Below are 13,279 nucleotides of genomic sequence, written 5' to 3' on the forward strand. Positions count from 1 at the left end.
CTTCCTGTCGTTGTCCTGGGGGCGTGCCTAGGTTCCGAGTCCGAAGCCGCCGTCCGCCGTGACGATCTGGCCGCGCAGCCAGTGGGCCTCGTCGGTGCACAGCAGGGCCACGATGTCGGCGATGTCGGCGGGGACGGTGAGCCGGCCGGCCGGGGTCCTCCTGGCCAGTGCGGCGGCCGCCTCGTTGTCGGTGGTGCCCGGTCCCTTGTCCAGCTTGGCGGTGGAGACCGCGTTGACGGCGATGCCGTGCGGGCCGAGTTCGACGGCCAGGTAGCGCACCAGGGCCTCCAGGGCGGCCTTGGCCGTGCCCAGGCTGACGTACCGGGGGACCACCCGGTGGGCGCCGGAGCTGGACACGGCGATCACGCGGCCGTGCTCGCCCATCAGGGCGGGCAGCAGCGGGGCGGCGGTGAGCAGGGGTTCGAGGGCCACGGCCAGGTCGTCGCGCAGGGCGTCGAGGTCGGCGGCGGCCGTGCTCATCGGTGTCCAGCTGGCGGCGTTGTGCACCAGGAGGTCGAGCCGGCCGTGTTCGCGGCGCACCGCTTCCAGCAGGTCGGGGACGGCCGTGCGCTCGCGCAGGTCGGCCCGGACGGCGGTGGCGGTGCCCTTGAGCCCGGCCAGGGAGTCGAGGGCCTGCGCGGCCCGGGCGTCGTCGTGCCGGTAGTTGAGCACCACGTCGCAGCCGCAGGCGCACAGTTTGCGGGCGATGGCCAGTCCGAGGCCCCGGGTGGCGCCGGTGACCAGGGCGACCCGGCCCTCCAGGCCCAGTGTGCTGCCGCCGCCGGGCCCGCTCACGCCTGCCCCGGTTCGAGGGCGAGCAGCACCTGGCCCATCTGGGGTTCGACGTCGGCCAGTTGCGCGAAGCGGCCCAGGTGTCCGCGGAACTCCTCGGACTGGAGCACGGCGAGGTAGGCGGCGGTGTCCTGCCACCAGCCGATGTTGACGTAGACCTCGGGGGTGCGTGCGGAGCGGATCATCTGGGCGCGCTGGAAGCCGGGTTGGCGGCGCATGAACTCGGCGTGCTCCTTGAAGGCCTGCTCGAACTCGGCCGGGTCGGCCTTGACGGTGAACGTGGTGACGGCGACGGCCGTGCGGTCCGATCCGGTCACTGCGGTACCTCCGTGGTGGGGCGGGACGGCGTCCCGCCGGTGGATGAAGCGCTCGCGCAGGTCCCTGCGCTGGATCTTGCCGTTGGCCGAGCGGGGGACGGCCTCCACCGCCTGGGCGGCGCGCACGTGCTGGTAGTACGGGAGCCGGGCGTTGACGGCGGCCAGGACGGCGTCCGTGGCGGCGGCCGGGTCGCGCAGCACCACCAGGGCCGCGGCGACGGCGCCGCTGACCGGGTCGGGGACGTCGAAGACGGCGCAGTCCGCGACGTCCGGGTGGGCGCGCAGTTCCTTCTCCACCTCCGAGGGCGACACCAGGTAGTTGTCGCACTTGAAGACGTCCTTGATCCGGTCGACCAGGAAGAGGTAGCCGTCCTGGTCGAGGTGGCCGACGTCCCCGGTGGACAGCCAGCCCTCGGGGTCCAGCGGGGACCGGCCGCGCAGGTAGCCGCGCATCACCTGGGGGCCGCGGACCTGGACCTCGCCGCGCCGGCCGGGCGGCAGGGCGGTGGTGGTGCCGGGGGTGACGATCCGGCACTCGGTGCCGCGGACCACCGGTCCCACCGATCCGGGGCGCGGGTGCAGCGGGCCGTCGGAGTGGGTCAGCGGCGAGGTCTCGGCGAGCCCGTACCCCTGGAAGACGGGGACGCCGAAGTGGCGGCGCAGGACCTCGGCGGCGTCGGCGGGCAGCGCCGCGCCGCCGGAGGCGATCATCCGGGTGCTGGTGAGGCGCAGTTCGGGCAGCCGGGGGTCGGCCGCCAGGCGGATCAGGCGCATCGGGATGCTGTAGTAGTGCGTGGCCCGGTGGCGGTTGGCCGCCCGGACGGCCTCGGCGGGGTCGCCGTGCGTGCACAGCACCTGGGTCGCGCCGGCGTGCAGGGCGGAGTTCAGGTGCATCAGGTGGTACTTGGGCAGGTGGTTGAGCACCACCGAGTCGGCGTCCAGGTGGTGGGCCTCGGCGACCTGGGCGGCGTTCACCAGCAGGTTGCGGTGGGTGAGGACGGCGGCCTTCGGCGGGCCGGTGGTGCCGCTGGTGAACTGCAGGCAGGCGACATCGTCCGGTGGCGCCGGCTCGCCGGGCTCCCCGTCCGGCCCCTGCCCGTCCGTCCGCCGGCCGTCGGTCCGCTGCACGTCGGTCCCCGGCGCGTCCGGCCACTCGTCGCCCACCACGAGGGTGGCGACCAGGTCGGGCAGTTCGTCGCGCACCGACTCCAGCTCGGCGAGGATCGCCGGGGTCACGACGGCCAGCCGGGCCCGGGAGACGCCCAGCAGGTGCCGCAGTTCGCCCGCGCGCAGCAGCGGGTTCACCGGGACGACGACGTTGCCGCTGCGCACGATCCCGTGGAAGGCGACGGCGAAGGCCGGGTCCAGCGGCGAGGCCAGGGCGACCGGGGCGCCGGGCGCGCCCAGCGCGGAGCGCACCGCGCCCGCGCAGCGGGTGGCGGCCTCGTCGAGCTCGCGGAAGGTGAGCTCCGTGTGGTCGCCGCGCACGGCCGTGCGGTCCCCGTGGCGGCGGGCGGCCCGCGTGAGCAGACCGTCCAGGCGGTGCGGCGGCCCGGCGGGCGCCGTGGCGCGGGCCGCGCCCGGTTCAGGCACGGGTGCCCCCCTCGACGTGGGCCTTGGCGAGGTTGAGGGTGGCCAGGCTGTTGGTCCCCAGCGCCTTGCGCACGGCCGCGCGCGCGTCCGCGACGCTCGCCCGGGGGCCCAGCAGGTCCGGTACGGTGCGGGGGTTGATGGCCACCGTGTGCCGGGAGGCGGCGCGCACCAGCCCGTCCTCGGTGCGGCGGAAGGTCCACTCGCCGGTGTGGGCCGTCATGAGGGGCGGCACCCTGGTCTGCTTGTAGACGATGCGGGCGGGCTCGAAGCAGACCCGCACCGATTCCGTGGTGTGCACGGTGCCGTCCGGGGCGCGGGTGTCCATGGACATCAGCTGCAGGCCCGGCACGGTCTCGGTCAGGCCCAGCCGGGAGACGTGCGGCAGCCGTTGGGGCCACAGGTCGCAGCGCGCGATGAAGGAGTAGACCTCGTCGGCGGGGCCGTCGACGGTGACGGCGTCCTCGAAGGTGAGGACCAGGTCTTCCGCCTCGCGGTGCGCCTCGGCGGCGGCCTTCAGCGAGGCGAGTTCGGCGAGGCTGTTGCGGTCGACGGCCGTCTCGATCCAGTCCAGCCCGTCCGGGTCGTCGTCCACGGCCGCGAAGTCGTGGGTGAGGACCACGGTGCAGGTCCCGTCGGGGCCGGGGGTGACCCGCCAGGTGCCGCCCATCGTGGCCACCGGGGGCTGGGAGACCTCCTGGCGGAAGGCGATCCGGCGCTGCGCCCGGTCGAGTTCGCGGCGCGAGGTCCAGGTCCGCACCTTGCCGTTGGCCAGCGCCCAGAGCCGGATCCGTTCCCGGCCCTCGCCGGCCGGTTCGCGCTCGGCGTGCACGGTGGGCCCGAACAGCCGTGGCCAGCCCGTGACATCGGCGAGCAGGTCGTACGTGACGTCGGCCGGCGCTGCGACCGGCACCGTGTGTTCCGCGAAGTGCGTCTTCGGCTGTGACACCGTTCCTCTTTCCCTCGTGTTCGCCGGAGCGGGGGCTCGTCCGGTCAGTAGTTGCCCAGCCCGCCGCAGACGTTGAGCGCCTGTGCGGTGATCGGCGCGGCGGCCTCCGCGGTCAGGTAGGCGACCAGGGCCGCCACCTCCTCGGGGGTGCTGTAGCGGCCGAGGGGGATCTTCGCCTCGAAGCGGCTGAGCACCTCGTCCTCGGTGACCCCCCAGTGGTCCGCGTAGCCGGCCCGGACCCGCTGCGCCATCGGGGTCTCGACGTAGCCGGGGCACACGGCGTTGACGGTGATGCCGGTCTTGGCCAGCTCGTTGCCGAGCGCCTTGGTGAAGCCGATGACGCCGTGCTTGGAGGCCGAGTAGGGGGCGCCCAGGACCACGCCCTGCTTGCCGCCGGTGGAGGCGATGTTGATGATCCGGCCCCAGGACCTGTCCCGCAGCCCGCCCGCGTTCAGCACCTCCCGGGTGACCAGGAAGACGCTGTTGAGGTTGGTCTCGATGACGTCGTACCAGATCTCGTCCGTCAGGTCGGCGGTGACGCCGCCGCCGTTGCGGCCGGCGTTGTTGACGAGGATGTCGACGGGGCCGAACCGCTCGACCGCGCGGCGGACCAGGGCCGCCACCTCCTCGCGCGAGCGCACGTCGCAGGCGGCGCCGTCCACCTCCAGCCCCTCACCGGCCAGTTGGTCCACCGTCTCGGCCACGGCGCCGCCGTCGCGGGCGCAGATGAAGACCCGGGCACCGGCACCGGCCAGTGCGCGGGTCACGGCCAGGCCGATGCCGCGGGTGGCCCCGGTGACCAGGGCCACCCGGCGCTGTTCATTAGTCATGCCGGGAGCCTGGCAATCGGGCTTCGAGCAAGGATCGATGCGCGACCGAGTGCGGCTGGACGCCCCGGCGAAAGGAATCCCTTTCCCCCGCCAATGCGGGACTGAAACCGCTGCTCCGTTTTTTTGGCGGAACGGATCGCCGTTCGAGAGCCGCTATAGGATCGTTAGCGTTCCTGCTGACTTCTACTGGAACTCGTGTACTGTTGAAGTACATCAGTCAACTCCCGTACTGGGCGGGAGGGATCGAGTTCGGAGTGGCCGGCTCGACCGCGCGCCCCACCGCGCAGGATGCCCGGGCCCGTGAATTCAAAGGGCATCTCAACCACAAGTAAAGAACTATCAAAGGAGTAGTTTCGCGAACTTTCCAGCTGGGCCGTCACCGGCTGGAACGAGAGACTCAGAGAATGATTCCCCGGGGGAAGAGCATGCTTCTGAAAGAGTCCGCGAACGCCGTCTACCCGCTGCATGACCTCAAGTTCAGAGTGCTCGGCCCCCTGGAGGTCAGTCACCACGACTCCAGCTGCACCCCGAGTGCGCCGAAGGTGCGCAGTGTCCTCGCGCTCCTGATTATGCGCGCGAACCACGTGGTCGACACGACTTCCATCATCGAGGAACTCTGGGGAGAACATCCCCCGCGCAGCGCCATCACCACCGCGCAGACGTACATCTATCATCTGCGCCGGCTCTTCAATCGCGAGATCGGCCGGCACGCGGACGAACTCTTCATCACCCGCCCGCCCGGCTACGCCCTGCAGATCCGGCCCGGCCAAACCGACCTGGACGACTTCGTCCGGCTCACCAGGAAAGGCCGGCAGCTGCTCTGCGAGAACCGGCCCTCCGAGGCCGCGCAGGCATTGCAGTCGGCGCTCCAGCTGTGGCGCGGGCCGGCTCTCGCGAATGTCTCGCCGGGACGGCTCCTGGAGGGCAGCGTCGCCCACCTGGAGGAGGAGCGCGTCCACGCGATCCAGCTGCGGATCGAGGCGGACCTGCAGTTGGGGAGCCACCGCGAACTCATCGCCGAACTGCGGTCGCTGGTCGCGCAGTACCCGCTCAACGAGTGGTTCCACGGCAAGCTCATCCTGGCACTGAGCCGTTCCGGCCGGCGCAGCGAGTCGCTGCAGGCGTACCAGACGGTGCGTCACATCCTGGACCAGGAGCTCGGGTTGGCCCCCTCCCCCGAGCTGCAGCAGCTGCAGCACGAGGTCCTGTCCCTGGGGACCCGCCGGTAGCCCGCCGGACGGTCGTTCGAACGGCGCTCGACCGGTGACGCCCACGATGGCGTCAGGCATACGGAAGTCGCCGCCCTCGCCCGCCCCGCCCGCCCCCCGCCCGGCCTTCGCCGGGCGGGCGGCGCCGCGCGCCCTCCCGGCGAAGGCCCCCAGCCCCCCACCGCCGGGAGAGCGGGCCGCGCGACCGAACACAGGAGAGATCAGTTTGGAGACCACATCATGAGCCGGCGGGTCGTCATCACCGGGCTGGGGGTCATCGCGCCCGGGGGGATCGGCGTCAAGGAGTTCTGGTCGCTGCTCAGCGACGGACGCACCGCCACCCGCCCCATCTCGCTGTTCGACGCCTCCGCCTTCCGCACCCGCATCGCGGCCGAGTGCGACTTCGACCCCGCGGCCCACGGGTTCACCACCGAGGAGGCCCAACAGCTGGACCGGGCCGCGCAGTTCGCGCTGGTCGCCGCCGAGGAGGCGCTCGGCGGCAGCGGGCTCGACGCCGGGCTCGACCCCCTGCGCACGGGGGTGTCGCTCGGCAGCGCCGTCGGCTGCACCACCGGCCTGGACCGCGAGTACGCCGAGGTCAGCGGGCGGGGCAGCCGCTGGGAGGTCGACCACACCAAGGCGGTGCCGTGGCTGCACGACTACTTCGTGCCCAGCTCGATGGCCGCGACGCTGGCCCGGCGGGTCGGGGCCCGGGGCCCGGTGTCGCTGATCTCCACCGGGTGCACCTCGGGGCTCGACGCGGTGGGCCACGCCGTGGAACTGATCCGCGAGGGCTCGGCGGACGTCATGGTCACCGGCGCGACCGAGGCGCCGATCTCCCCCATCACGGTCGCCTGCTTCGACGCGATCCGCGCCACCTCGCCGCGCAACGACGAGGCCGCGACCGCCTCGCGCCCCTTCGACCGCACCCGCAACGGCTTCGTCCTCGGCGAGGGCGCCGCCGTCCTGGTCCTGGAGGAACTCGACCACGCCCTGCGGCGCGGCGCCCACGTCCACGCGGAGATCACCGGCTTCGCCAGCCGCGCCAACGCCTTCCACATGACCGGCCTGCGGCCGGACGGCAGGGAGATGGCCGAGGCGATCCGCACCGCCATGCGCGAGGCCGGGGCCGAGCCGGGCGACGTCGACTACGTCAACGCGCACGGCTCCGGCACCAAGCAGAACGACCGCCACGAGACCGCCGCCTTCAAACTCGCCCTGGGCGAGCACGCCTACCGCGCCCCGGTGAGCTCCATCAAGTCGATGATCGGCCACTCGCTCGGCGCGATCGGCTCGCTGGAGATCGCCGCCTGCGCGCTCGCCATCGAGAACAACCTCATCCCCCCGACCGCCAACCTCCACGAACCCGACCCCGAGTGCGACCTCGACTACACCCCCCTGGTGGCGCGCGGCGCGCGGGTCGACACCGTGCTCACGGTCGGCAGCGGGTTCGGCGGCTTCCAGAGCGCGATGGTGCTCGCCGCCCCCGGCAAGGCCCTCCGATGAGCGCCCGCACCGCCGCCGCGCCGGCCGCCGCCCCGACCGCGACCACCGCCCCCGTGGTCACCGGGATCGGGGTCGTCGCCCCCAACGGCCTGGGCACCGAGGCCTGGTGGCAGGCCGTACGGCGCGGCGAGAACGGCATCGGCCCGATCACCCGCTTCGACGCGAGCGGCTACCCCGCCCGGCTGGCCGGCGAGGTGACCGGCTTCGACGACGAGGCGAACGTGCCCAGCCGGCTGCTCCCGCAGACCGACCGGATGACCAGGCTGGCCCTGTTCGCGGCGGCCGAGGCCCTCGCCGACGCCCGGATCGACGCCGGCTCCCTGCCCGACTACGCGGCCGGCGTCGTGACCGCCAGCTCGGCGGGCGGATTCGAGTTCGGGCAGCGCGAGTTGCAGGCGCTGTGGAGCAAGGGCAGCAGCCACGTCAGCGTCTACCAGTCCTTCGCCTGGTTCTACGCCGTGAACAGCGGCCAGATCTCCATCCGCCACCAGTTCCGCGGCCCCAGCGGCGTGGTCGTCAGCGGCGACGCCGGCGGCCTGGACGCGCTCGCCCAGGCCCGCCGGCACGTGCGCAAGGGCACCCCGCTGATGGTCAGCGGCGGCGTCGACTCCGCCCTGTGCCCGTGGGGGTGGACGGCCCAGCTGGCCGGCGGCGACCTGAGCGCCGACGACCGCCCCGACGCCGCCTACCGGCCGTTCGCCGCGCGGCCCGGCGGCCAGGTGGCCGGCGAGGGCGGGGCCCTGCTGGTCCTGGAGGACGCCCGGGCGGCCCGGGCCCGCGGCGCGCGCGTCTACGGCGCGGTGACCGGCTGCGCGGCCGCCTTCGACCCGGCCGGCGGCGCGGACACGCTGCGGCGCGCCGCCGAGAACGCCCTGGCCGACGCCGGGATCGGCCCCGAGCAGGTGGGCGCGGTCTTCGCGGACGCCGCCGCCCTGCCCGAGGCCGACCGCGCGGAGGCCGACGCCCTGCGGCAGCTGTTCGGGCCCCACGGCGTCCCGGTGACCGCCCCCAAGACCATGACCGGCCGGCTCGCCGCCGGCAGCGGCGCACTGGACCTGGCGGGCGCCCTGCTGGCCCTGCGCGACCAGCTGGTACCGCCCACGGTGCACACCACGGCGGCGCCCGAGCACACCCTCGACCTGGTGGTCGGCGCGCCCAGGCCGACCGCGCTGCGCCACGTCCTGGTCCTCGCCCGCGGCCGCGGCGGCTTCCACTCCGCCTGCGTGGTGAGTTCCGCCGGCTGAGCGCCGCCCCCGCCCCGCCGCCCCTCCCTCCCCTGGAGCCGCCATGACGGAACACCACCCCGCCGACGTGTGCGTGGTCGGCGCGGGCCCGGCCGGCCTCGCGCTGTCGCTGATGCTGCTGCGCTCCGGCCTGCACGTCGCCCTGTTCGAACGCTCCTCCGCCCTGCACCGCGAGTACCGCGGCGAGATCCTGCAGCCCGGCGGCATGGCGGTGCTCGACGCGCTGGGCGTGCTGTCCGGGGCCCGCGCGCGCGGCTGCCGCCCCCACGACGGCTTCCAGCTCCTGGACGGCGACCGCACCCTGCTGGACATCGACTACCGCCGGCTGGACCCGCCGTTCGACCACCTGCTCGCCATCCCCCAGCCGCACGTCCTGGAGGAGCTGCTGGCCGCCTGCCGGAGCCTGCCGTCCTTCGCGTACTTCGGCGGCCACCGGGTCACCGAACTCCTGCGCGAGAACGGCCGGTTCGCCGGCGTGACCGGGGTCGACGGCACCGGCGGGCGCCGCACCGTACGGGCCAGGGTCGTGGTCGGCGCCGACGGGCGGTACTCCAAGACCAGACGGCTCGCCGGCATCGACGGCGGCCGGATGGACGTCTTCGACCAGGACGTGGCCTGGTTCAGGCTGCGGGCACCGGGCGTGGCCGTCGACCGGGTGCGGGTCCACCGCCACCACGGGCAGGCCCTCCTGTCGTACGGCTCCCACCCCGACCAGGTGCAGATCGGCTGGACCGTGCCGCACGGCGGCTGGAAGGCCGTCACCGCCCGCGGCATCGAGCCGGTCAAGCGCGAACTGGCCCGCGCCCTGCCCCGCTTCGCCGACCTCGTCGAGGAGCAGCTCACCGCGCTGTCCGACCTGTCGCTGCTGGACGTCTTCGCGGGCCGCGCCACCAGCTGGGTCCGCGAGGGGCTGGTCCTCGTCGGCGACGCCGCGCACACCCACAGCCCGCTCGGCGCCCAGGGCATCAACCTGGCCCTGCAGGACGCCGCCGTGCTGCACCCCGTCCTGCTCGACGCGCTGAGCGACGCCGTCCCGGACGACCGCGCGCTCGACCGCTTCACCGAGCTGCGCTCCGCCGACGTCGGGGCGGTGTTCCGCTTCCAGGTCGCCCAGTCCAAGGCCATGCTCGGCCGGCCGAACCCGGTGGCGGACACCGTGCGCCCGGTGCTCGCCCGGCTGGTCTCCCGCACGCCGCTGGGCGGCTTCCTCACCCGGCGCATCGCCCACGGCCGCACCCCGGTGCGGGTGCGCACCGAGCTCTTCACCCACGCCCAGCCCACCAGAACGGGGACCTGACCGCGATGCGCATCATCGATCTCTCCTGCCCGGTCGACGCCGAGGCCTGGGAGCCCGACCCGGTCGTCCACCGGATCCTCACCCCCGCCGAGGGCGCCCGGCACATGGCCGACGAGATGAGGAAGCACTTCGGAATCGACTTCGACCCGGCCGCGCTGCCGGGCGGCGAGCTGCTGTCCCTGGACACCTTCACCCTGACCAGCCACACCGGCACCCACGTGGACGCCCCGGCCCACTACGGGTCCGCGGCCGTGACCGAGTACGGCGAGCCGCGCACCGTCGACGAACTGCCCCTGGACTGGTTCCTGCGCCCCGCCGTCGTCCTCGACCTGCGGGACCAGCCCACCGGGGCCGTCGGCGTGCCGGTCCTGGAGAAGGCGATCGCCCGGGCCGGCCACCGGCCGCGGCCGCTGGACATCGTGGTCCTGCACACCGGGGCCTGGCGCCACGCCGGCACCCAGCGCTACTTCACCGACTTCACCGGACTGACCGGGGAGGCCGTGGACTTCCTGCTCGACCTGGGCGTGAAGGTCATCGGCACCGACGCCTTCAGCCTCGACGCGCCCTTCGGGGACATGATCCGCCGCTACCAGGAGAGCGCCGACCCCGGCGTGCTGTGGCCCGCCCACTTCGCCGGGCGCCGGCGCGAGTACTGCCAGATCGAGCGGCTGCACAACCTCGACGCCCTGCCCGCGGCGCACGGCTTCCGCCTGTCCTGCCTGCCCGTCAAACTGGCCCGCTCGGGCGCCGGCTGGGCCAGGGCCGTCGCCCTGCTCGACGACTGACCCCGGCCCGGCGCCGCACGCGCGGCCCGGTCCGGCCTAGCGGCCGATCTCCATCTGGCCCATCATGCCCAGCGAGGAGTGCCCCATCATGTGGCAGTGGTAGACGTACCGCCCGGGGTAGTCGGTGAAGCGGACCCGCAGGCGCACCGTGTCCCCCGGCATCATCCCGACGGTGTCCTTCAGGCCCGCCTCCTCGGGCGCCGGCGGCTGCCCGTTGCGGTCCAGCACCCGGAACTGCGCCAGGTGGGTGTGGAAGGTGTGGGCCATCGCGTAGGCGTCCGCGGGGACCGTCACGGTCCAGACCTCGTCCACCCCGAGCCGGGGCGTGATGTCGATCCGGTCCATGTCGAACTCCTTGCCGTTGATCAGGTACCGGTCGTGGAGCAGGTCCGAGGTCATCGCGAAGGTGCGCTCCACCTGCGGGCGGCCCGGCTCGGGCAGCGCCCGCAGGCGCTCCGGGACCCGGCTGGGGTCGGGTGCCCGATGCGTCACGTCGAACCGCATGACCTGCGCGCTCTCGCCCGGGTACGGGGCCAGGTTCTCCAGCACGACCTGCTGCCCGGGGCGGCGCGTCCCGAAGTCCACCACGATCTCGGCCCGTTCGGCCGGCCACAGCGCCACCGCCGTGGTGCGCACGGGGGCGGGCAGCAGCCCTCCGTCGGAGGCGATCTGGGTGAACTCGGCGCCGTCCGCCAGCCGCAGCGCGAGCACCCGGTCGTTCGAGGAGTTCACCAGCCGCAGGCGGTACTTGCGCGCCGCGACCGGCAGGTACGGCCTGGCCACCCCGTTGACCATCAGCGTCCCGCGCGCGGCCATCGCGTGGACGTCGTAGACCAGCGAGCCGTCGGCCGCCAGGGCCGCGTCACGCAACATCAGCGGGATGTCGTAGCGGCCCTTGGGCAGCGGCAGGCGCTCCTCCTCCTCGTCGGTGAGCAGGTAGGTGCCGGACAGTCCCCGGTAGAGGTTCTCCGCCTCCAGCATGTGGGCGTGGTCGTGGTACCAGAGCGTGGCCCCCGGCTGGTCGTTGGGGTAGTAGTACGTGCGGGCGGCGCCCGGTTCGATCAGGTCCATCGGGTGCCCGTCGCTGGGCTGGGGCACGTGGCCGCCGTGCAGGTGGACGGCCACCGGGTGGTCGAGCCGGTTCACCTGCTGGATCAGGACGGGCCGCCCGCGCACGGCGCGCACGGTCGGGCCGGGGAAGTGCCCGTCGAAGGTCCGCACCCTGGTCGTGACCCCCGGCAGGATCCGGGTGTCCGCCTCCCGCAGCGTCATCCGGTAGAGGTCGAAGCCGTCCGTGCGCAGCACCGGCTCGATCACCGGCGGGACCGGCAGCCGGACCACGAAGGGGTCGGGCGCGGGGGCGGCGGAGGCACGCGCCGGCCGGGCGGCGGACAGCGCGCCCGCCACGCCTGCGGCCGCACCCGCCTTCAGCAGGACTCGCCGGGACAGCATGGGCACTCCTCGCGTTGCGGCCGGGTGCCGGCGCTCGGCGCGGGCCCCGGCGGTTCGGTTCGGGCCCGTCAGTGTCCGGGGCGGCGTTGGTCTTTGGCTCGAACGCCGCACGGGCCGGGCCGCGGGGCCCCGATCCGTCCTTGAGCGTCGTGCGAAGCGGGCCGTACAGGGTGGTCGCTGCGCGGGCCGGGCAGCAACGGCGTGAGGCCGGCCCGTCCAGCCCGCAGACCTTCGGAGGAAGCATGCCCGAATCCCCCTCAGGCGGAGCGGCGATCGCGTTCGCACCGCTCATCTTCGGGGTTCTCACGTTCCAGGCGTACACCACCGCGGTGCGTCTGGGCGTGCCGGACGCCGTGGGCGACGAGCCCCGCACCGCCGCCGAGCTCGCGGCCGCGCTCGACGCCGACGAGACCAACCTGCACCGCCTGCTGCGCGCCCTGGTCGCGCTGGAGGTGCTGCGCTACACCGAGGACGGGCGCTTCGCCCTCACCGAGGCCGGCGCGCAGCTGCGCGAGAGCGACGAGTCCGGGGCCCGGGGCCTGGTGGCCTTCTTCGGCGAGCCGCTGATGTGGCGGACCTTCGGGGCGCTGGAGGCCTCGGTCCGCACCGGCGCGCCGGCCTTCACCGAGGTGACCGGCGAGGGCTTCTTCGACCACTTCGTCAAGGACCCCGCCTTCGCCCGCAGTTACCACCACGGCATGCACTGGGGCACCGCCATGATGGCCCCGCTGCTGCAGATGGGCTACGACTGGGCCGCGAGCCGGCGGATCGTCGACGTCGGCGGTGGCGACGGCTCCCTGCTGACCGTCCTGCTGGGCGCCGCCCCGCAGGCCGAGGGCGTGGTCTTCGACAGCGCCGAGGCGCTGGAGGGCCTTGCGGCCTGTGTGCGGCGCGCGGGCGTCGCCGACCGGTGCACCGGTGAGGCCGGCGACTTCCTGACCGCCGTCCCGGCCGGGGGCGACGCCTACCTGCTGAAGAACGTCCTGCACGAGTGGGGCGACGCCGACTGCGTGCGCATCCTGCGCAACTGCCGCGAGGCGATGGCCGAGGACGGGAAGGTCCTGATCGTCGCCACCCTGCTGCCCGAGCCGGGAGCGGCCGACGACCCCTCGGCCTTCACCTACGCCGCGCTCAGCGACCTGCAGCTGATGTCGGCGAGCAACGGCGAGCGCACCCTGGCCGAGTACACCCGGCTGTGCGCCGAGGCCGGGCTGCGGGTCACCGGGGTGACCAAGGTCCCCTATCTGCCGAACGACAACGTCGTCGAGGCCGTTCGCTCCTGAGCCCCCGATCGAAAGGTAGGTCAACC

The 13,279-nt window shown here is 73.9% G+C and carries 11 protein-coding genes; 6 read left to right on the forward strand and 5 right to left on the reverse strand.

Annotated elements, in window-relative coordinates; all coding sequences use genetic code 11:
* Positions 1-27: 27 nt before the first annotated feature.
* The 4 genes from ACZ6Z8_RS22035 to fabG all read right to left on the reverse strand — a co-directional run bounded on the left by ACZ6Z8_RS22035 (position 28) and on the right by fabG (position 4,478).
* A complete protein-coding gene (locus ACZ6Z8_RS22035; protein WP_465611750.1) occupies positions 28-795 on the reverse strand; it encodes an SDR family oxidoreductase in 768 nt (255 codons plus the stop codon).
* Positions 792-2,702, reverse strand: a complete 1,911-nt coding sequence (locus ACZ6Z8_RS22040) for an AMP-binding protein (protein WP_465611751.1) — start codon at positions 2,700-2,702, stop codon at positions 792-794. The genes ACZ6Z8_RS22035 and ACZ6Z8_RS22040 overlap by 4 nt, the downstream gene beginning before the upstream one ends.
* A complete protein-coding gene (locus ACZ6Z8_RS22045; RefSeq protein WP_465611752.1) occupies positions 2,695-3,612 on the reverse strand; it encodes an aromatase/cyclase in 918 nt (305 codons plus the stop codon). Before ACZ6Z8_RS22045 ends, ACZ6Z8_RS22040 begins: the two co-directional genes overlap by 8 nt.
* A gap of 80 nt (positions 3,613-3,692) precedes the next feature.
* On the reverse strand, positions 3,693-4,478 hold the full coding sequence (fabG, locus tag ACZ6Z8_RS22050) for a 3-oxoacyl-ACP reductase FabG (protein WP_465611753.1): 786 nt from the start codon (positions 4,476-4,478) through the stop codon (positions 3,693-3,695).
* A 425-nt stretch (positions 4,479-4,903) separates the two neighbouring features.
* Between fabG and ACZ6Z8_RS22055 the strand changes: the two genes are divergently transcribed.
* The 5 genes from ACZ6Z8_RS22055 (at position 4,904) to ACZ6Z8_RS22075 (ending at position 10,518) form a co-directional block, all read left to right on the forward strand.
* A complete protein-coding gene (locus tag ACZ6Z8_RS22055) occupies positions 4,904-5,707 on the forward strand; it encodes an AfsR/SARP family transcriptional regulator (protein WP_465611754.1) in 804 nt (267 codons plus the stop codon).
* 219 nt (positions 5,708-5,926) lie between these two features.
* On the forward strand, positions 5,927-7,192 hold the full coding sequence (locus ACZ6Z8_RS22060) for a beta-ketoacyl-[acyl-carrier-protein] synthase family protein (RefSeq protein WP_465611755.1): 1,266 nt from the start codon (positions 5,927-5,929) through the stop codon (positions 7,190-7,192).
* Complete coding sequence (locus ACZ6Z8_RS22065; RefSeq protein WP_465611756.1) at positions 7,189-8,436, forward strand: ketosynthase chain-length factor; 1,248 nt, start codon at positions 7,189-7,191, stop codon at positions 8,434-8,436. Before ACZ6Z8_RS22060 ends, ACZ6Z8_RS22065 begins: the two co-directional genes overlap by 4 nt.
* Before the next feature lie 43 nt (positions 8,437-8,479).
* Positions 8,480-9,733: an FAD-dependent monooxygenase gene (locus ACZ6Z8_RS22070; protein WP_465611757.1), complete on the forward strand. Its 1,254-nt coding sequence runs from the start codon at positions 8,480-8,482 to the stop codon at positions 9,731-9,733.
* Positions 9,734-9,738: 5 nt separating this feature from the next.
* Positions 9,739-10,518 carry a cyclase family protein gene (locus tag ACZ6Z8_RS22075; RefSeq protein WP_465611758.1) on the forward strand — a complete coding sequence of 260 codons (780 nt, stop codon included), beginning with the start codon at positions 9,739-9,741 and terminating at the stop codon, positions 10,516-10,518.
* A gap of 36 nt (positions 10,519-10,554) precedes the next feature.
* Here the strand turns inward: ACZ6Z8_RS22075 and ACZ6Z8_RS22080 are convergent, their stop codons facing one another.
* The gene (locus tag ACZ6Z8_RS22080; protein ID WP_465611759.1) at positions 10,555-11,970 is read right to left on the reverse strand and encodes a multicopper oxidase family protein; all 1,416 of its coding nucleotides are present in this window, start codon (positions 11,968-11,970) and stop codon (positions 10,555-10,557) included.
* Positions 11,971-12,212: 242 nt separating this feature from the next.
* Between ACZ6Z8_RS22080 and ACZ6Z8_RS22085 the strand changes: the two genes are divergently transcribed.
* Positions 12,213-13,253, forward strand: coding sequence for a methyltransferase (locus ACZ6Z8_RS22085; protein ID WP_465611760.1), 1,041 nt, complete (start codon positions 12,213-12,215; stop codon positions 13,251-13,253).
* Positions 13,254-13,279 lie beyond the last annotated feature (26 nt).

It is taken from the genome of Kitasatospora sp. NPDC101108 (assembly GCF_055584725.1).

Coding starts and splice junctions, on each gene's coding strand:
- fabG (WP_465611753.1), bottom strand. CDS start 4,478: ATGACTAATGAACAGCGCCGGGTGGCCCTGGTCACCGGGGCCACCCGC.
- ACZ6Z8_RS22055 (WP_465611754.1), top strand. CDS start 4,904: ATGCTTCTGAAAGAGTCCGCGAACGCCGTCTACCCGCTGCATGACCTC.
- ACZ6Z8_RS22060 (WP_465611755.1), top strand. CDS start 5,927: ATGAGCCGGCGGGTCGTCATCACCGGGCTGGGGGTCATCGCGCCCGGG.
- ACZ6Z8_RS22065 (WP_465611756.1), top strand. CDS start 7,189: ATGAGCGCCCGCACCGCCGCCGCGCCGGCCGCCGCCCCGACCGCGACC.
- ACZ6Z8_RS22070 (WP_465611757.1), top strand. CDS start 8,480: ATGACGGAACACCACCCCGCCGACGTGTGCGTGGTCGGCGCGGGCCCG.
- ACZ6Z8_RS22075 (WP_465611758.1), top strand. CDS start 9,739: ATGCGCATCATCGATCTCTCCTGCCCGGTCGACGCCGAGGCCTGGGAG.
- ACZ6Z8_RS22080 (WP_465611759.1), bottom strand. CDS start 11,970: ATGCTGTCCCGGCGAGTCCTGCTGAAGGCGGGTGCGGCCGCAGGCGTG.
- ACZ6Z8_RS22085 (WP_465611760.1), top strand. CDS start 12,213: ATGCCCGAATCCCCCTCAGGCGGAGCGGCGATCGCGTTCGCACCGCTC.